The sequence below is a fragment of the Pseudomonas gregormendelii genome, assembly GCF_017114825.1.
Taxonomy (GTDB): domain Bacteria; phylum Pseudomonadota; class Gammaproteobacteria; order Pseudomonadales; family Pseudomonadaceae; genus Aquipseudomonas; species Aquipseudomonas gregormendelii.
Window position 1 is genome coordinate 1 of record NZ_JADEVO010000028.1, and the last position, 17,836, is coordinate 17,836.

The 17,836-nt window shown below is 60.5% G+C and carries 14 protein-coding genes and 3 pseudogenes; 12 read left to right on the forward strand and 5 right to left on the reverse strand.

Annotation, left to right across the window (positions count from 1 at the left end; genetic code table 11):
- Window positions 1-234: 234 nt before the first annotated feature.
- The 3 genes and pseudogenes from IMW75_RS18570 to IMW75_RS18580 form a co-directional block, all read right to left on the reverse strand.
- A pseudogene (locus IMW75_RS18570) lies at window positions 235-2,171 on the reverse strand (methyl-accepting chemotaxis protein).
- Between the two features lie 100 nt (window positions 2,172-2,271).
- Complete coding sequence (locus IMW75_RS18575; protein WP_205893428.1) at window positions 2,272-2,574, reverse strand: cell division protein ZapA; 303 nt, start codon at window positions 2,572-2,574, stop codon at window positions 2,272-2,274.
- Window positions 2,571-2,801: a hypothetical protein gene (locus tag IMW75_RS18580; RefSeq protein ID WP_045061903.1), complete on the reverse strand. Its 231-nt coding sequence runs from the start codon at window positions 2,799-2,801 to the stop codon at window positions 2,571-2,573. The genes IMW75_RS18575 and IMW75_RS18580 overlap by 4 nt, the downstream gene beginning before the upstream one ends.
- 399 nt (window positions 2,802-3,200) lie before the next feature.
- Between IMW75_RS18580 and IMW75_RS27400 the strand changes: the two are divergent.
- From IMW75_RS27400 to selO, 5 genes and pseudogenes are all read left to right on the forward strand, one after another.
- Window positions 3,201-3,956 (forward strand): annotated as a pseudogene (locus tag IMW75_RS27400) (MCP four helix bundle domain-containing protein); the annotation flags it as partial.
- The gene (locus tag IMW75_RS27405; RefSeq protein WP_414704658.1) at window positions 3,948-4,811 is read left to right on the forward strand and encodes a methyl-accepting chemotaxis protein; all 864 of its coding nucleotides are present in this window, start codon (window positions 3,948-3,950) and stop codon (window positions 4,809-4,811) included. The pseudogene IMW75_RS27400 and the gene IMW75_RS27405, both read left to right, overlap by 9 nt.
- 193 nt (window positions 4,812-5,004) lie before the next feature.
- Window positions 5,005-6,747, forward strand: a complete 1,743-nt coding sequence (locus IMW75_RS18590) for a potassium/proton antiporter (protein WP_045061905.1) — start codon at window positions 5,005-5,007, stop codon at window positions 6,745-6,747.
- A 33-nt stretch (window positions 6,748-6,780) separates the two neighbouring features.
- Entirely contained in the window at window positions 6,781-10,131 is a 3,351-nt protein-coding gene (mscK, locus tag IMW75_RS18595; RefSeq protein WP_205893429.1) for a mechanosensitive channel MscK, read from the forward strand.
- Between the two features lie 48 nt (window positions 10,132-10,179).
- Window positions 10,180-11,643 (forward strand): protein adenylyltransferase SelO, encoded by a 1,464-nt coding sequence (gene selO / locus IMW75_RS18600; protein WP_045061907.1) that lies wholly within the window; start codon window positions 10,180-10,182, stop codon window positions 11,641-11,643.
- A gap of 6 nt (window positions 11,644-11,649) precedes the next feature.
- Here the strand turns inward: selO and IMW75_RS18605 are convergent.
- A pseudogene (locus IMW75_RS18605) lies at window positions 11,650-11,808 on the reverse strand (transcriptional regulator); the annotation flags it as partial.
- A 112-nt stretch (window positions 11,809-11,920) separates the two neighbouring features.
- Between IMW75_RS18605 and trxC the strand changes: the two are divergent.
- On the forward strand, window positions 11,921-12,355 hold the full coding sequence (gene trxC / locus IMW75_RS18610) for a thioredoxin TrxC (RefSeq protein ID WP_045061908.1): 435 nt from the start codon (window positions 11,921-11,923) through the stop codon (window positions 12,353-12,355).
- 97 nt (window positions 12,356-12,452) lie between these two features.
- Here trxC and IMW75_RS18615 read toward each other — a convergent pair whose 3' ends face one another.
- The gene (locus tag IMW75_RS18615) at window positions 12,453-13,223 is read right to left on the reverse strand and encodes a ParA family protein (protein ID WP_205893430.1); all 771 of its coding nucleotides are present in this window, start codon (window positions 13,221-13,223) and stop codon (window positions 12,453-12,455) included.
- A gap of 353 nt (window positions 13,224-13,576) precedes the next feature.
- On the opposite strand from IMW75_RS18615, the gene IMW75_RS18620 reads away from it, so the two are divergent.
- The 6 genes from IMW75_RS18620 to IMW75_RS18645 are packed head-to-tail and all read left to right on the forward strand — an operon-like array spanning window position 13,577 to window position 17,813.
- Window positions 13,577-14,302: a beta-ketoacyl synthase chain length factor gene (locus tag IMW75_RS18620; protein ID WP_205893431.1), complete on the forward strand. Its 726-nt coding sequence runs from the start codon at window positions 13,577-13,579 to the stop codon at window positions 14,300-14,302.
- Window positions 14,278-15,087 carry a lysophospholipid acyltransferase family protein gene (locus tag IMW75_RS18625; protein ID WP_205893432.1) on the forward strand — a complete coding sequence of 270 codons (810 nt, stop codon included), beginning with the start codon at window positions 14,278-14,280 and terminating at the stop codon, window positions 15,085-15,087. Before IMW75_RS18620 ends, IMW75_RS18625 begins: the two co-directional genes overlap by 25 nt.
- Window positions 15,068-15,328: a phosphopantetheine-binding protein gene (locus tag IMW75_RS18630; RefSeq protein WP_045061912.1), complete on the forward strand. Its 261-nt coding sequence runs from the start codon at window positions 15,068-15,070 to the stop codon at window positions 15,326-15,328. The genes IMW75_RS18625 and IMW75_RS18630 overlap by 20 nt, the downstream gene beginning before the upstream one ends.
- Window positions 15,329-15,337: 9 nt before the next feature.
- Entirely contained in the window at window positions 15,338-15,592 is a 255-nt protein-coding gene (locus IMW75_RS18635) for an acyl carrier protein (RefSeq protein WP_045061913.1), read from the forward strand.
- Window positions 15,589-16,134, forward strand: a complete 546-nt coding sequence (locus IMW75_RS18640) for a COG4648 family protein (RefSeq protein WP_045061914.1) — start codon at window positions 15,589-15,591, stop codon at window positions 16,132-16,134. Before IMW75_RS18635 ends, IMW75_RS18640 begins: the two co-directional genes overlap by 4 nt.
- Window positions 16,131-17,813 carry an acyl-CoA synthetase family protein gene (locus IMW75_RS18645; RefSeq protein ID WP_045061915.1) on the forward strand — a complete coding sequence of 561 codons (1,683 nt, stop codon included), beginning with the start codon at window positions 16,131-16,133 and terminating at the stop codon, window positions 17,811-17,813. The genes IMW75_RS18640 and IMW75_RS18645 overlap by 4 nt, the downstream gene beginning before the upstream one ends.
- Window positions 17,814-17,836 lie beyond the last annotated feature (23 nt).

Below are 17,836 nucleotides of genomic sequence, written 5' to 3' on the forward strand. Positions count from 1 at the left end.
TCGAGTACCATGCTGGCAGCATGCAGCTTGAACTCGCGGGTATAGACCTTTCTATCGTTCATGGAACCTCCAAGTTGGCGAAATCATATCGCCCTTAAGAGGTGTCCGGAATTATTAGACCAGTTCAAGCCCGCTCCCATGGGATCTGTGTGTTGAACACACTCTCCGTGAACAACACAGATTCCTGTGGGAGCGGGCTTGCTCGCGATGGCGTCGACCCAGTCACCGCCTTAATCAGCTCAGCTTGAAACTGCCCATCTGCCGCGCTAGATCATCCGCCAACCGCTGCAACGTCTGGCAATCCTCACGGCAAGCCCTGACCTCCCCCGCTGTCGCCCGCGCCAGGTCGGAAATGCCCTGTACGTTGCGGTTGATCTCTTCAGTCACCGCCGACTGCTCTTCGGTCGCCGTCGCCACCTGATGGTTCATGTCGCTGATTCGTTCTACCTGACCAGTAATGGCGGTCAGTGAGGCCCCGGTACGCTGGCTGGACTCAACGCCGGTACCGGTGGCCGCCTGTCCGGAATGCATCGAAGACACCGCATTCTCCGCGCCTTGCTTGAGGCTGCCGATCATCTGCTGGATCTCATCGGTGGACGTCTGCGTGCGTCGGGCCAACGTGCGCACCTCATCCGCCACCACCGCAAACCCTCGCCCCATATCGCCAGCGCGAGCCGCTTCAATCGCAGCATTGAGCGCCAACAGATTAGTTTGCTCGGAAATCCCGCGAATCACCGCCAACACCTGATCGATAGACCCTACCTGATGCGCCAGCTCACCCACAGCTGCCGCGGCGAGGCCAATTTCGTCGGACATGCTCTCGATATGACGAATGGACCCGCCCACCACTTCCCGCGCCTGCATCGCCTCGTCCCGTGCACTTTGCGACGCAACGGCAGCGTTACCGGCGTTCTGCGCGATTTCCTGTACGGTCAGGCCCATCTCATGCACGGCAGTGGCGACCATGTCGGTCATTTCCTGCTGGCGGCCGGAACGCTCGGCGGTATTGTCCACGACCCTGGCAACCTGACCTACAGCTGTGCGCAGGCGCTCGCTGGTCGTCAGCACCTCGCCGATCATGTCGCGCTGGCTGTCCAGGAAGCGATTGAAGCCCCGCGCCAGATCACCGAGCTCATCGGCCCGGCTGGAGTCCAGACGGTGAGTCAAATCTCCACCACCGCTACCGATGGCAACCAGCGCCGCTGTTACCTGGCGGATCGGCCGCACCAGGCCACGGGCCAGCAATACCACCAACAGCAGGCATACCAGGGCGACGGCGAGGCCAATGCCGCCACTCATCCACATGGCACGGCGGGCTTCAGCGTAGATCTGCGACTGTGGCACTTCGGCCACCAGTGTCCAGCCCAAATCCCTCAAGGGCAGGCTCAGTGCCAGAAAATCTTCGTCTTCGCGCATGAAGTTAGTGCTGGTGGCCGTTGTTTGACCCATGACGGACCGGGCGGCTGCCTCACCCATCTGCTCGGCCAATGTGCGTTTGCCACTGAACCGAGCTTCGGGATGAACCTGGATCAAGCCGTCGGAACGCACCAGGTAGACCTTGCCGCGCGCACCAAAGCTGTAGTTGTGGATCAGCCCGGAAAGCTCCTTCATGCTCAGGCCAAGCCCTGCAACGCCCACGACTTTACCGGCCTGCTCGACCTTGAGGTCGATGAACAGCGCCAGCTCTCCTGTCGCGGTGTCATTGTCGATATTGAGCGTGCGCGCCTGATCGCTGCCACAAATGAGTAGAACCAGGCGTCCTTGGGGTTGGCACGGCTGAGCGTGCGGTCCAGGCCCTTCTCGGTGTAGTAATGGCTGGACCCGGTGCCCACTATCAATGCAGTGAAGGCCTTGTGCTCGGCGCGAATACCTTCCAGGTAGCTGACAAAACCCGGCGCCTGGGCACTGTTTTCACCCCCCGCCAGCCAGTCGCGCACCATGCTGTTGCTGGCGATATCCTTGGCGGCAGTGAGCGGCTGAACAAGGATGCGTTCGATGTCGTTGCGCATCGCTTCGATACTGGACGGCAGCGCCTGTTCGACCAGATAACTCTGGGCCAGACGATTGACCACGAGGGTATAAATGCCAACCACGATCAGCACGCTGACCAGCAGGGCGGTACCCATGCTCAGGATCAGTTGCCATTGAATACTGCGACGCCAGAACTGCATGGAGCACCCCCAAAGAATAAGAGGCTGGAACACTGCAACAGCCGTGCCGATTGTATACAAACCAATCGACAATTTATTCTTTGGTTGTGCGCAAAGCCGATCAGGCTTGATTGATGGTCTTGGCGATCACTTCAACCGTGGCGCTGACTTGCTCTTGATAACGGTCGAGTTCGAGCTGGTGTTGCTTGCGCATCTCGATCTGCTGAGAGCACAGGTTCATCGCCGCCAGCACGAGCAGCCGGTCACCGATCAGCGTCGGGTACCTCTTCTTCGTGTCAGCCAGTGCAGCCTTCAACATCATGGCGGCGTCCAGCAGGGTCTGCTCCTCCCCGGCCGGCGCCCTGATCGAATAGTCCTCCCCCAGGATGGAGACGACTTTTACCCCTGAGGCGCCCTGACTCATGCGCTGACCGGGCCGGCGCTGACACGCTCAACCAGGGCCTGGATACGCGCTGCGGTAGCGCCATGTTTCTCTTCCTGTTCCATCAGGTTCAGTTGCAGGTTTTCGTTTTCATCTTTGGCCTGGGCCAATTCTGCGCTCAGGGTCTGGTTCGTGGCGAGCAGGGCCTGGTTCTGTTGTACCAGGTCGCTGACCAGCTGTTCCAATTGGCTAAGGGAGGCTTCCAACATTTTGATTTTCCAAGCATTTTCAAAGGGCGCGTACGATAAAGAAAAGTCACCACGGATGCCAGGGTTATTCAGGCGCAAGGCCTTGATTTTCCTGGCGGGCGACCCTTCTCGCGAGCTTTAAAGACTGTGATTGGCGAATCTGGTTCCTGCACTTCGTCGATAACCCTTGTTGCAGGCTCGAGCTTGCTCGCGACGAACGAAAGACCACCGCATACCTGGATGCTCGCGTCATCATTCACGACCATCGCGAGGTCGCTCCTACAGGGTGTGTGCTGTGGATGCGACAAAAAAAGCACAGGCACTCAAGACTTTAGTCTTATGACCGATAAGCCCTCCATACGACAGTCTCAGCGCCGCATGGATGCGCCTTTCCCGGTACACACCATGTCTCTTCGTAATATGAATATCGCTCCGCGGGCCTTCCTCGGTTTCGCCCTGATTGGCGGTTTGATGCTGGTTCTGGGGGTGTTTGCCTTGAACCAGATGAGCAAGATCCGCGCGGCGGGCGAAGACATCGCCTCCGCCAGCGTGCCTAGCGTGAAAAGCCTCGACGAGTTCACGCAATTGACGCTGCGCCTGCGGGTCCTGTCCTACCGCTTGCTGACTAACCGCGAACCTGACGTGCAGCAGAAAACCTATGAGCTGTTCGAGCTGCGTCATCAGCAGATCCGCGCGACGCAGAAGGTTTATGAACCGCTGATCGACGGGCCGGTCGAGCGGGCGGCCTATGACCAGTATCTGCAACTGCTGGGTCAATACCGTCAGCTTGAGGAGCAGATGAAGAGCCTGTCGCGCAACAATCAGGTCGAAGACCTGCGCAAAATGCTCAACACCGAATTGCTGGCCAATTCCGAGGCGGTCAACACGGCACTCGCCAGGTTGCTGGAGATCAATACCCAGCAGATCGCCGAAACCAGCCAGGAGGCAGCCGACCAGTACTCCTCGGCATTTAACCTGGTTGTCGGGCTGCTGGTCCTGGCCTCAGGCCTGACGCTGCTGTTCGCCTGGTTGTTGACCAACAGCATTACCAAGCCGATCGCCAATGCCCTGGAAGCCGCCGAAGCCATCGCCGAGGGCAACCTGACTCGCCCGATCACCGTCGATGGCGAAGATGAAGCCGGCCGCCTGTTGCTGGCCATGTCGAAGATGCAGGAAAAACTGCGCGACACGTTGCAGCGAATTTCCGGTTCGGCGACTCAACTGGCCTCCGCCGCTGAAGAGCTCAACTGCGTCACCGATGAAAGCGCCCGCGGCCTGACCCAGCAGAACAACGAAATCGAACAGGCCGCCACTGCCGTGAACGAAATGACCAGCGCCGTTGAAGAAGTCGCGCGCAACGCGGTCAGCACCTCCGAAGCGTCGAAAAACGCCACGACCTCTGCCGGCGACGGCCGCGACCTGGTCCAGGAAACCGTCAGCGCCATTGAACGCATGAGCGCCGACGTGCAGAGCACCGCAAGCCTGATCGGCGACCTGGCCAACGAGTCCCGGGATATCGGCAAAGTCCTGGATGTGATTCGTGGGCTGGCTGACCAGACCAACCTGCTGGCGCTGAACGCGGCGATCGAAGCGGCCCGTGCCGGCGAGGCCGGTCGCGGTTTTGCCGTGGTGGCGGACGAAGTTCGTGCACTGGCCCATCGCACCCAGCAATCGACCAGCGAAATCGAACGCATGATCGGCAGCATCCAGAGCGGTACCGAGCATGCGGTGAATTCGATGCGCAACAGCACCGAGCGTGCCGAATCGACCCTGAACATTGCCCGCGGAGCCGGACTGTCCCTGGAGACGATCAACAATGCCATTGTCGAGATCAACGAGCGCAACCTGGTGATCGCCAGCGCGGCGGAAGAACAGGCCCAGGTGGCGCGGGAAGTGGATCGCAACCTGGTGAACATCCGGGACCTGTCGGTGCAGTCGGCAACCGGGGCGAGCCAGACCAGCGCGGCCAGTAATGAGCTATCGCGCCTGGCGGTGGATCTGAATGGAATGGTGGGACGCTTCCACCTTTAACACGCAAACGCAGCCCCCCGTGGGAGCTGGCTTCCCAGCTCCCACGGGGGGCTGCGCCAAGGCGAATTCAGCTGTTGGGCATTGATCCGCAAAAGCTTTTTGACAGCATCACATTTCAACAGGTTAGAATCGCTGGCACGCAGACTGCATGGTCAGTTTGTGCCCGCCTTTCAGCTTTCCTGGAGTACTGCCTTTGAATGCGACGACCATCAACAGCCTGTTCTTGATCGGCGCGTTGCTGGTAGGTGCGAGCATTCTGGTGAGTTCACTTTCGTCGCGCCTGGGCATCCCTATCCTGGTGATCATCCTGGCCGTGGGCATGGCGGCCGGTGTCGACGGCGCCGGTATCATTTTCGATAACTACCCTACAGCCTATCTGGTCGGCAACCTGGCACTGGCCGTCATCCTGCTCGACGGTGGCCTGCGAACAAGGGTGTCCAGTTTCCGCGTGGCCTTATGGCCAGCATTGTCCCTGGCCACGGTCGGGGTGTTGATCACCACTGGCTTGACTGGCATGGCGGCCGCCTGGCTGTTCGACCTGAACATGATCCAGGGCTTGCTGATTGGCGCCATCGTCGGTTCCACCGATGCGGCGGCGGTGTTCTCGCTGCTGGGCGGCAAGGGCCTGAACGAGCGGGTCAGTGCCAGCCTCGAGATCGAATCCGGCAGCAACGACCCGATGGCGGTGTTCCTCACCGTCACCCTGATCGACATGCTTGCCAGCGGCGAGACCGGGCTGCACTGGAACCTGCTGGGGCATCTGGTGCGCGAGTTCGGCATTGGCGGCGTCATTGGCCTGGGTGGCGGCTGGGTCATGTTGCAGCTGGTCAACCGAATCAACCTGGCCAACGGCCTGTACCCGATCCTGGTGATCGCTGGCGGGCTTGCGGTGTTCGCGCTGACCAACGCGCTGCACGGCAGCGGCTTCCTCGCGGTGTACCTGTGTGGCCTGGTGATCGGCAACCGTCCGGTGCGCAGCCGTCACGGCATCCTGCACATGCTCGACGGCATGGCGTGGCTGGCGCAGATCGGGATGTTCCTGGTGCTGGGCCTGCTGGTAACGCCACACGACCTGCTGCCAATCGCCTTGCCCGCCCTGGGCCTGGCGCTGTGGATGATCCTGTTCGCACGGCCGCTGTCGGTGATGGTTGGCCTGCTGCCATTCAAGGCCTTCCACGGCCGCGAAAAAGCTTTTATCTCCTGGGTGGGGCTGCGCGGCGCGGTGCCGATCATCCTGGCGGTGTTCCCGCTGATGGCCGGCCTGCCCAACGCCCAGCTCTACTTCAACCTCGCATTCTTTATCGTGCTGGTGTCGCTGCTGGTGCAGGGCACGAGCCTGCCCTGGGTGGCGAAGTTGCTCAAGGTCACCGTTCCGCCTGAGCCGTTGCCGATTTCCCGGGCCGCGCTGGAAGTGCATGTAACCAGCGAATGGGAGCTGTTCGTTTATCGCCTTGGGGCCGAGAAATGGTGCATCGGTTCGCCCCTTCGCGAGTTGAAAATGCCCGAAGGCACGCGTATTGCGGCCCTGTTCCGTGGCCAGCAACTGCTCCATCCGTCGGGTAGTACGGTGCTCGAAGTCGATGATTTACTCTGTGTTATCGGCCACGAACACAACCTCCCGGCCCTTGGAAAACTCTTCAGCCAGGCCCCGCAACGGGGGCTTGATTTGCGCTTTTTCGGCGACTTCGTACTCGAAGGAGATGCCCAGCTGGCTGCGGTTGCTGCCCTGTACGGGTTGAAGGTCGAAGGCATCGATCCGGACATGTCCCTGGGCCGCTTCATCGCGCAAAAAGTTGGCGGTGCGCCAGTAGTGGGTGACCAGGTGGAGTGGAACAACACCATCTGGACCGTCGCGGTCATGGACGGGAACAAGATTGGCAAAGTCGGCGTCAGATTTCCCGAAGGAAGTCGCCCGGGTCCGGGACTCTTCCTCTAAACTCCACACTTCGCCAGCTTTCGATCGGTCTCTATGTCAACCCTGCGCACCTATTTCTTCATGGCCCTGCTGGGCTTGAGCCTCTCTATCGGTACGCTGCAAGCCGCCGAACCGCCCACCAGCGAAGCTGTGCAGGCGAGCCTGGACAAGATTGCCGACCGCAAGCTGCCGGAAGCCGATCAGAAAGCCCTGCAGAGCATCCTGCAAAACACCCTGACACAGCTGGGTAATCAGCGCGATTACGAGCAGAAACTGGCAGCGCTCAAGCAGCAGCTGGCTACCGCGCCCAAGCAGAACATAGAAAACCAGCGCGAACTGGTGCGTCTCAAGGGCACCAAGGTCCTGCCGGTGGAGCAGCGCTTCGCCAACCTGTCGATCCAGCAGCTGGAGCAGATGCTCACCGAGCGCTCTACCCAACAGAGCGATCTGCAAAAAGCCCTGGCCGATGCCAACAGCCTGGTCATCACCGCCCAGACCCGGCCCGAGCGTGCCCAGGCAGAAATCTCCGCCAGCCAGACCCGCATCCAGCAGATCAACAACATCCTCAAGGCCGGCAAGGACGCGGGCAAAACCTTGAGCGGCGAACAGCGCGACCAGCTCAACGCCGAACTTGCGGCACTCAACGCGCTGATCCCCCTGCGTCGCCAGGAATTGGCGGGAAACAGCCAGTTGCAGGACCTGGGCAACAGCCAGCATGACTTGCTTACCGAGAAATCGGATCGCCTGGATCAGGAAATCCAGGAGCTGCAAAACCTGATCAACCAGAAGCGCCTGGCACAGTCCCAGGAGACCGTGACGCAACAGTCCATCGAGGCACAGAAAGCCGGGGGCAGCAGTTTGCTGGCCACGGAAAGCTCGATCAACCTGAAGCTGTCCGACTACCTGCTCAAAACCACCGACCGCCTCAACATCGTCACCCAGCAGAACCTGCAGACCAAACAGCAACTCGACAGCGTCACCCAAAGCGACTCGGCCCTGGACGAGCAAATCAACGTGCTCAAGGGCAGCCTGCTGCTGTCGAAAATCCTCTACAAGCAGAAACAGGCTTTGCCGCGGCTCAAGCTGGACCGCGATCTTGCGGACCAGATCGCCGACATCCGTCTGTATCAGTTTGATGTCAGCCAGCAACGGGAGCTGCTGAGCAACCCGACCATCTATGTCGACAACCTGCTGTCCACCCAACAGCCGGAACAGGTTACCCCGCAGTTGCGCAAGAGCCTGCTGGAACTGGCCAATACCCGGGCGGACCTGCTGGAGCGGCTGAACCGCGAACTGAGCGCCGTACTCAACGAATCCATTACCCTGCAACTCAACCAGAAACAACTGCTGAGTACCGCGCAAAACCTGCGCGCCACCCTCGACGAGCAGATGTTCTGGATCCCAAGCAACAAGCCGCTGGACTTCGAATGGATGCACGACGTGCCGGAGCGCCTGCAGCGCCAGGTCACCACCCTGCCATGGGCTTCGAGCCTGAGCGAACTGTCCGACGGGCTGACCCAGCGACCATTGCTGTTCCTGCCCCTGGCGTTGCTGATCGGCGCGCTGCTGTGGCGCCGCAAGAGCCTGTATGCCCGTTTGAACAAGGTTCACCAGGACATCGGCCACTTCAAGCGTGACAGCCAGTGGCACACGCCGCAGGCCATTTTGATCAACATCCTGCTGGCGATGCCGGTGTCACTGGGCCTGGCCCTTTGCGGCCTGGCGCTGCAGATCGACGCACGCGGGCAGAACGCCAATATGGGCGCGGCGCTGTTGCAGATGGCGCAAGCCTGGCTGGTGTTCTACACCGCCTACCGCATATTGGCCCCGGGTGGCGTGGCGGAACTGCATTTCCGCTGGGAGAAGCCACAGGTCGAATTCCTGCAGGGCTGGGTGCGTCGACTTGGTTTGGTCGTGATGGCCCTGGTTGCCGTGGTGGCAGTCGCAGAGCTGCAACCGGCGGCCCTGGCCGATGATGTGCTGGGCATGCCGGTGGTGCTGACCTGTTATGCGCTGATGGCCTGGCTGCTCAGCCGCCTGCTGATCAGCAGCCCGACTCACCAGAACGCCTCGCTGTTCCGCAAGGCCGTGGGCATCCTGTTTACCGCGCTGCCCATCGCGCTGTTCGTCGCGGTGTGCTTTGGCTATTACTACACGGCGCTCAAACTCAGTGATCGGCTGATCAACACGTTGTACCTGCTGATGTTCTGGCTGGTCATTGAAGCCACGTTCGTGCGCGGCCTCAGCGTTGCCGCCCGACGCCTGGCCTATCAGCGCGCCCTGGCCAAGCGCCAGGCCGCCAGGGAAGCGGGTGATGGCGAAGCGGTGATCGAAGAGCCGACACTGGACATCGAAAAGGTCAACGAACAGTCGCTGCGCCTGATCCGCCTGGCGTTGCTGGGCGGGTTCATGGCAGCGCTGTACTGGGTCTGGTCGGACCTGATCACCGTGTTCTCGTATCTGGACAACATTACCCTCTACGAATACACCAGCGGCACCGGCGCCAACATGAGCATGGTGCCGATCAGCATCGGCGACATGCTCGGCGCACTGATCATCATCGGTATTACCTTCGCCCTCGCCCGCAACTTGCCAGGGCTGCTGGAAGTGCTGGTGTTGTCCAAGCTGAACCTGGCGCAGGGCAGTGCCTACGCTACGACCACGCTATTGTCCTATGTGATTGCAGGCGTCGGTTTCGTCTCGACCCTGTCGACCCTTGGCGTGAGCTGGGACAAATTGCAATGGCTGGTGGCAGCGCTATCGGTCGGCCTGGGTTTTGGTATGCAGGAGATCTTCGCCAACTTCATCTCCGGCATCATGATCCTGTTCGAACGTCCCGTGCGGATTGGCGACACCATCACCATCGGCAACCTGTCGGGTACGGTGAGCAAGATCCGCATCCGCGCCACAACCATCACCGACTTCGACCGCAAGGACATCATCGTCCCGAACAAGACGTTCATTACCGGCCAACTGATCAACTGGTCCCTGACGGACACCATCACCCGGGTGACGCTCAAGCTTGGCGTCGACTACGGTTCGGACCTGGACCTGGTCAAAGAGCTGCTGCTCAAGGCTGCCCGGGAAAACCCGCGGGTCCTGAAGGATCCCGAACCCCACGTGTACTTCCTCAACTTCGGCGAGAGCACCCTCGACCATGAGTTGCGCATGCATGTGCGTGACCTTGGCGACCGCAACCCGGTGCTCGACGAGGTCAACCGCTTCATCAATCGCGAGTTCAAGAAGCAGCACATCAACATTTCGTTCCGGCAGATGGAGGTCTACCTCAAGAACCTCCAAGGCCAGGAATACAAGATGGTGCCGATTGAACCGGAAGCCAAAACCATTGTGCCGCCGGTCGATGGCAAACCACCGCAGGAACCTCCTGCAGCCAAGCTCGACTAACCCGTCTATCCCTAGCAGAATGCTCGGACATTCTGCTGGAGATGGCCGGTGAAAGCCCTCGACGAACTGACCTTCGATAATCGCTTCGCCCGCTTGGGCGACGCGTTTTCTGCCCATGTGTTGCCCGAGCCGATCGACAATCCACGCCTGGTGGTGGCCAGCCCTTCTGCCATGGCGCTGCTCGACCTCGACCCGGCCGAAGCTCAGACCCGGGAGTTTGCCGAGCTGTTCAGTGGCCACAAGCTCTGGGCCGACGCAGTGCCCAGGGCGATGGTGTATTCCGGCCATCAATTCGGCTCCTACAACCCCCAGCTGGGCGACGGTCGCGGTCTATTGCTCGGCGAGGTCTATAACCAGGCCGGCGAGCACTGGGACCTGCACCTCAAGGGCGCCGGCCAGACGCCGTTTTCGCGCATGGGTGATGGTCGCGCAGTCCTGCGTTCCTCGATCCGCGAATTCCTCGCCTCGGAAGCCCTGCACGCCCTGAACATTCCCACGACCCGCGCGTTGTGCGTGATCGGCTCGGACACCCCGGTCTGGCGCGAAAAGCAGGAACGCGCGGCCATGGTCCTGCGCCTGTCACCCAGCCACATCCGCTTCGGGCATTTCGAGTATTTCTACTACACCAAGCGTCCCGAACAGCAGGACGAGCTGGGCCAGCATGTACTCTCCATGCACTTTCCCGAATGCCTGGAACAGCCCGAACCCTACCTGGCGATGTTTCGCGAGATCGTCGAACGCAATGCCGAGCTGATCGCCAAGTGGCAGGCCTACGGCTTCTGCCATGGGGTGATGAACACCGATAACATGTCGATCCTGGGCATCACCTTCGACTTCGGGCCTTTCGCATTCCTGGATGACTTCGATGCCAACTTCATCTGCAACCACTCCGATGATCAGGGCCGTTATTCCTTCAGCAACCAGGTGCCGATCGGGCAGTGGAACCTCAGCGCGCTGGCCCAGGCGCTGACGCCGTTCATCAGCGTCGAGGCCCTGCGCGAAACCCTCGGCCTGTACCTGCCGCTGTACCAGGCCCATTACCTGGACCTGATGCGCCGCCGGCTCGGCCTGACCACCGCCGAGGACGATGACCAGAAACTGCTCGAGCACCTGCTGCAACTGATGCAGAACAGCGCAGTCGACTACACCCTGTTCTTCCGCCGCCTCGGCGATGAATCACCGGCGCTGGCCGTTGCCCGATTGCGCGATGACTTTGTCGACATCAAGGGCTTCGATGCCTGGGCCGAGCTGTATGTCGCGCGGGTTGCTCGCGAAGGTACGGTCGATCTGGAACAACGCCGCCAACGGATGCATGCGGTGAACCCGCTGTATATCCTGCGCAACTATCTGGCCCAGAAAGCCATCGATGCTGCCGAGAGCGGGGACTATTCAGAAGTCCGCCGACTGCATGCGGTGCTGAGCAATCCATTCGAGCAGCAGCCAGGGATGGAGGCCTACGCCGAACGGCCGCCAGAGTGGGGCAAGCATCTGGAGATCAGTTGTTCTTCGTGATGGTTGTCAGATAAACGTCTCGACCGACACTGCGAAGCGTTCAGCCAGCCAGCGGACCTGCCGCAGGTTGAGCTGACGCTTGCCGCTCAGGATTTCCGACACGACCGACTGCGCTCCTACACCCGGCAGTTAGCTCTGACTCAGGGCGTGCTCGCGCATCAAATAAGTCTGCTCCGGTTCGAATCGGTCTGGTTTCACCGGAAAACGCTGCACGATTGAAAACATGAGTAAACGTCTCCAAATCTGTAAAATCGGCTTCTTATCAGGATCCTTGCTCATGACCGAACCACTGCTCATCCCCTGCCCCCATTGCAACGGGCTCAATCGGATCCCAGCCGGGCGCCTGGCTGATCAGCCGAAATGCGGTCGCTGCAAAGCGCCAGTGCTGTTGAAGAGTCCTTTTGAACTGAAGCAAGGTGATTACGCCAGCCAGATCAAGGGGGATTTGCCATTGTTGGTAGACGTCTGGGCTGACTGGTGTGGCCCGTGCAAGTCATTTGCGCCGGTGTTCGAACAGGCGGCCGCGCAGTTGGCAGGCAAATGCCGGCTGGCCAAGCTGGACAGCGAGGCCAACCAGCCGTTGTCGGCTCAACTGGGGATTCGCTCGATTCCCAGCTTGATTCTGTTCAAGAACGGGCGGGAAGTGGCGCGCCAGAGCGGTGCGTTTGCGTTGCCACAGTTGATGAGCTGGTTGCGTAGCCAGGGGATCTGACCACCGCCTAAAAGATCGCAGCCTTCGGCAGCTCCTACAGAATTATGGTCCATCTCGGACCCTGCAGGAGCTGCCGAAGGCTGCGATTTTTTGATCGTCAGGCGTTTTCCAGCAGGTTATGCAGCTCCACAAACTGCTGGGTCAACTTATGCCGTGGGTCCAGATGAATCAGCGGCGTATTGGCCTGGTGCGACTCACGCATCCGCACCGACGTGCCCAGGTATACCGGCAGCACCGGCAACCCTTCAGCGATCAGTTCGTCAAGAATTTGCTGGGGCAGACTCGCGCGGGCCTGGAACTGGTTGACCACAATGCCTTCTACTTCCAGGCCCTCGTTGTGGTCTTCCTTCAACTCTTCGATCTCCGCCAATAACCCATAAAGCGCCTGACGCGAGAAGCTGTCACAATCGAAGGGTATTAGCACGCGATCGGCGGCAATCAGCGCCGATACCGCATAGAAGTTAAGAGCCGGGGGCGTATCCAGGTAGATCCTGTCGTAATCCTCGGACAACTCTTCCAGCAGCTTGCGCAGCTTGTTGATCTTGTGTTTCGCCTCGAGCTTGGGCTGCAAGTCCGCCAATTCTGCCGTGGCGGTAATGACATGGAGGTTATCGAAGGGTGTTTCGTAGATATCGACCTGGTTTTTCTTGGAAAACGGCCCGGAGGACAGGGTTTGCTTGAAAAAATCGGCAATGCCCATCGGGATGTCATTGCCGGTAAGTCCGGTCAGGTACTGAGTGGAGTTGGCCTGGGCATCGAGATCCACCAATAGGGTGCGATAGCCCTCGCTGGCGCTGACCGCCGCCAGATTGCAGGCAATGCTGGATTTGCCTACGCCACCTTTTTGATTAAACACCACGCGCCGCATGTCGAAACCTCCGTGTATCAAAGAATGACCGAGTGTAGTGGTCCCAAGCGTCGCTTCGCTACCTCGTTGGGAATTGGACTACAGGGTCATGCGAAAACTCTGAATAAAAAAGGGCCAAGATCAGACAGGATGATCGGATAGAGCCGACATACACGCTGGCCTCGATATGGATAATGCCAAATGATATTTACCAAGGAACCAGCCGGTCCATTTTCCTTGAGCAAAATGTAACCAGCATTTGCTACCCGCTGGCTGCACCGGGATAATGCGCGCCACTTGGCGCTTGACGCCGCGCCATGCTTGTCGCTGGTTCCGTGACTCACCGCGTCAAAAAAGCCCTCAGGGCGGGATGAATGTCTGTGATCAATTTCAACATCGCCCAATGGCGCGCATGGGCCCCTGGGCTCGAAAGCGTGGACGATTGGCAGGCCTGGAGTCGCCAACCGGTGGTCCTGCAGGCCAGCGATGCAGCCCCGGACGTCTCATTTCTGCCCGCCATGCAGCGACGCCGGCTCAGCCGCCTGGCGCGAATGGCCTTCAGTGTGGGCTGGCCGCTGGCCGATGGTCGCAAAGACCTGCCGCTGGTCTTTGTTTCCCGCCATGGTGAAACACCGCGCACGTTCGACATCCTCAGCGACCTGGCCGCCGATCAACCGCTGTCACCGACCCAGTTCAGCCTGTCCGTGCACAACGCGATCATTGGGCTGTGGTCGATCATGCGCGGAGAAACCAGCGAGATGACCGCCCTGGCTGCTGCCGGCGACGGGCTTGAACACGGCATGCTGGAGGCCGTGGCGTTGATCGGCGAAGGCGCGCCGGCCGTGTTGCTGGTAATCACCGAAGAACAGCCGCCGCAGGCCTACTCGCGGTGGATCGACGACGTGCCGTTCCCTTATGCATTGGGCCTTCTGATCACACCCGGCAACGATTGGCAGCTGTCCCTGAACAGTGCTACGGATACAGTGTCAAAAGCTCACTGGCCCCATGCCCTGAATCTCTTGCATACCCTGTTCGGCCAGCAGACTACCTGCCAACATGCCTGGAAAAATCGTGTATGGACCTGGCAACGCAACCTTTGAGCGAAAAGAGCCGCGACGCCTATTACTGGCGACTGCTGGCGACCGCCGCAAGCTTCGCCCTGTTCGGGCTGGGCGGGCTGTGCCTGCGTCTGGTGATTTTCCCCGTGCTCAATTGCCTGCCCGGGGATCCGCAGACCCACCGAATGCGTGCGCGGCGAACCGTGAGTCGGTGCTTCTGGTTTTTTGTGCGGTTCATGGCTCGGGCCGGCGTGTTGACCTACGATATCCAGGGCGCGGAAAAACTCGGCAGGCCGGGGCAAATGATTATTGCCAACCACCCGTCGCTGATCGATGTGGTGTTCCTGATTGGCCTGGTGCGCCACACCAACTGCGTGGTCAAACAAGGCCTGTGGGAAAACCCTTTCACTCGCGGCCCGCTGCGCAGCACCGAATACATCAGCAACGACGGCAGCATGGATATGCTAGACGCCGCCGCCGACGCGTTGAAAAGCGGCCAGACGCTGATCATCTTCCCCGAAGGCACCCGCACCCAGCCTGGCCAATCGCCGGCCTTTCATCGGGGCGCCGCTTCCATTGCCCTGCGCGGTGCGAAAATCCTCACCCCGGTCACCATCAAGGTCAATCCCAGCACCTTGACCAAAGCCGAAGCCTGGTATCGCATCCCCAAACGCCGCGTGCACTTCAGTTTCCATGTCGGGGCCGACATAGACCCACAGGCCTTCGCCGCCTGCGGCCCTGCACCGCAAGCCTCGCGCAAGCTCAACGATTATTTGCATTCCTACTACATCAAGGAGCTCGCCGAAGATGAGCGATCTACACCGTGAAATCAAACAACTGATCATCGACGCCCTGGGCCTTGAAGACATCAGTGCGCAAGAGATCGGCGACGACCAGACCCTGTTCGGTGAAGGCCTGGGCCTGGATTCGGTCGATGCACTGGAGCTCGGCCTGGCCATCCAGAAAAAATACGGCATCAAGATCGACGCCGACGCCAAAGACACACGCAATCATTTCAGCAATGTGGCGAGCCTTGCGGCGTTCGTTACTGCAAAACAGGCAGCTTGAGACCGGACCATGCAAACTCGTGACGACATTTTCAACACCCTGCGCGATGCCTTGGTCGAACTCTTCGAACTGGACCCTGAACGCGTGAAGCTCGAATCCAATCTTTATCAGGATCTGGAGATCGACAGTATTGACGCCGTGGACCTGATCGATCACATCAAACGTCAGACCGGCAAGAAAATCGCCGCCGAGGAGTTCAAAACGGTACGTACCGTCAGTGACGTGGTCGAAGCGGTCTACCGCCTGGTTCAACCGGCCGCATGAGGCGACTGATCGGCCTCGGCCTGCTGCTGGCGGGCCTGCTGTACCCCTTCGCGGTGTATTTCGGCATGGAACACTTTGCCCCTTGGCAGTTTGGCCTGCTGTTGGGAAGCCTCTGGCTGGGGCGAGCGCTGCTCGGCCCGCGCAAACCCGGCAGCTTGTGGATGGCCGTGACCGCGATCATTTTTTGCCTGCTGCTGGCATTGTTCGACAGCCCATTGTTGTTGCGCTGGTATCCGGTGCTCATCAGCGGGTTCATGCTCGGTTTGTTTGGCCTGAGCCTGAAATACGGTCCGCCTGTAGTCGAGCGCCTGGCACGGTTGCGTGAGCCGCAACTGCCGCCCCGGGCCATTGTTTATACCCGCCAGGTGACGATCGCCTGGAGTGTGTTTTTTCTCTGTAACGGCTTGCTGGCGACAGCCCTGACCCTTTGGGCGCCGCTGAGCTGGTGGATGTTGTACACCGGCCTGATCTCCTATGGATTGATGGGCCTGATGTTTGCCATTGAATGGCTGATACGACAACGGGTACGAGGCCACCCATGAACTGGATAAAACTTGAGCAACTGCTGCTCAAGGCTCAACCGGAGCGCGCCGTGACGGCCGGGCCGGTGCTGACCCACGCCCAGCTGTGCGAACGCGCACTGCGCCTGGCTGCCGGCCTCGAAAGCCAGGGCATACGGCGCGTTGCCGTGCACCTGGAAGACGCCGCCGACCTGGCCGTCGCCCTGCTTGGCGCCTGGCGCGCCGGCGCCAGCGTGCTACTTCCGGCCGACCTGCAACCCGTTACCCGGCAACGCTGGTCCGCGGAAGTCGACCTGTGGTTGACCGACCTGGCCGACGACGCACATCTGGAGGATTACCGGGGCGCGCCCCTGGGCGCAGTCGGGCTCGACCTGGACCAATGCCAACTCAGCCTGTGCACGTCAGGCTCCAGTGGCGAGCCCAAGCGCATCGACAAAACCCTGGGCCAGCTGGCCAATGAAGTGCAGGCCCTGGAGGCCCTGTGGGGTGCCGACCTTGGCCAGGCCTGCATCATCGGCAGCGTCGCCACCCAGCACATCTATGGGTTGCTTTTCCGAGTGCTGTGGCCGCTGTGCGCCGGTCGGCCGTTCGTGCGCAAACAGCTGGCGTTTCCCGAAGATCTGCAGCGCGCCAGCCGCGAGTGCCCGACATTCGCCTGGGTCGCCAGCCCGGCGCTGCTCAAGCGCATGGGCGACAACCTTGACTGGCCCGCCCTGAGTGCAGTTCGCCGGGTGTTTTCTTCTGGTGGCGCCTTGCCGGCCGAAGCGGCGCGAAGCCTGCACCAGCGCCTGCAACAATGGCCGACGGAAATCCTCGGCAGCTCGGAAACCGGCGGTATTGCCTGGCGCCAGGCCGATGAGCCCTGGCAGCCATTTGCCGACGTTGAACTGGCGCTGGACAGTGACGGTGCGTTGCTTGTCAGCTCTCCGTACATGCCCCCAGGCCATGTTGAACATACCGCCGATGCCGCGCAAATTGCCGCCGACGGCCGTTTTGAGCTACAGGGGCGGCTGGACCGAATCGTCAAACTGGAAGAAAAACGTATCTCGCTTCCAATGCTCGAACAGGCGTTGAGCACCCATGAGTGGGTGGCTGAAGCACGCATGGGTGTGGTGCAGGAAAACCGCGCGTCGCTGGGCGCGCTGCTGGTCTTGAGCGAGTCAGGCTTGCACGCGTTGCGCAATCAGGGCCGGCGCGCCGTTACCGAGGAGCTGCGCCAGCACCTGGGCCAGCACTGCGAAACCCTGGCTTTGCCGCGACGCTGGCGTTTTCTGCGACAACTGCCGTTCAACAGCCAGGGCAAGCTTGCGCAAGCGGATGTCGAGGGGTTATTGCTGGCTGCTCGGCCGAAATTGCCGGAAGTACTGCAACAGATCGAAAACGATGGCGAGTGGAGCCTGCAATTGGCGGTGCCACCGGACCTGGCGTTCTTCAGCGGCCATTTCCCCAAGGCGCCGGTGTTGCCCGGTGTGGTGCAGGTCGATTGGGCCCTCGCCCTGGGCCAACGATTGATCAACCTGCCGGAAAAATTCGCCGGTATGGAAGTCCTGAAATTCCAGCAATTGGTGCGCCCGGGGGATCAGGTCCAGTTGCACCTGCGTTTTGATCCGGTGCGCGGCAAGCTGTATTTCGCTTATCGCAATGAAACCGCGACCTGTTCCAGTGGGCGGATTCTGCTGGAGGCGGCGAGCGATGCTTGATTCTGGCAAGTGCTGCGCACTCA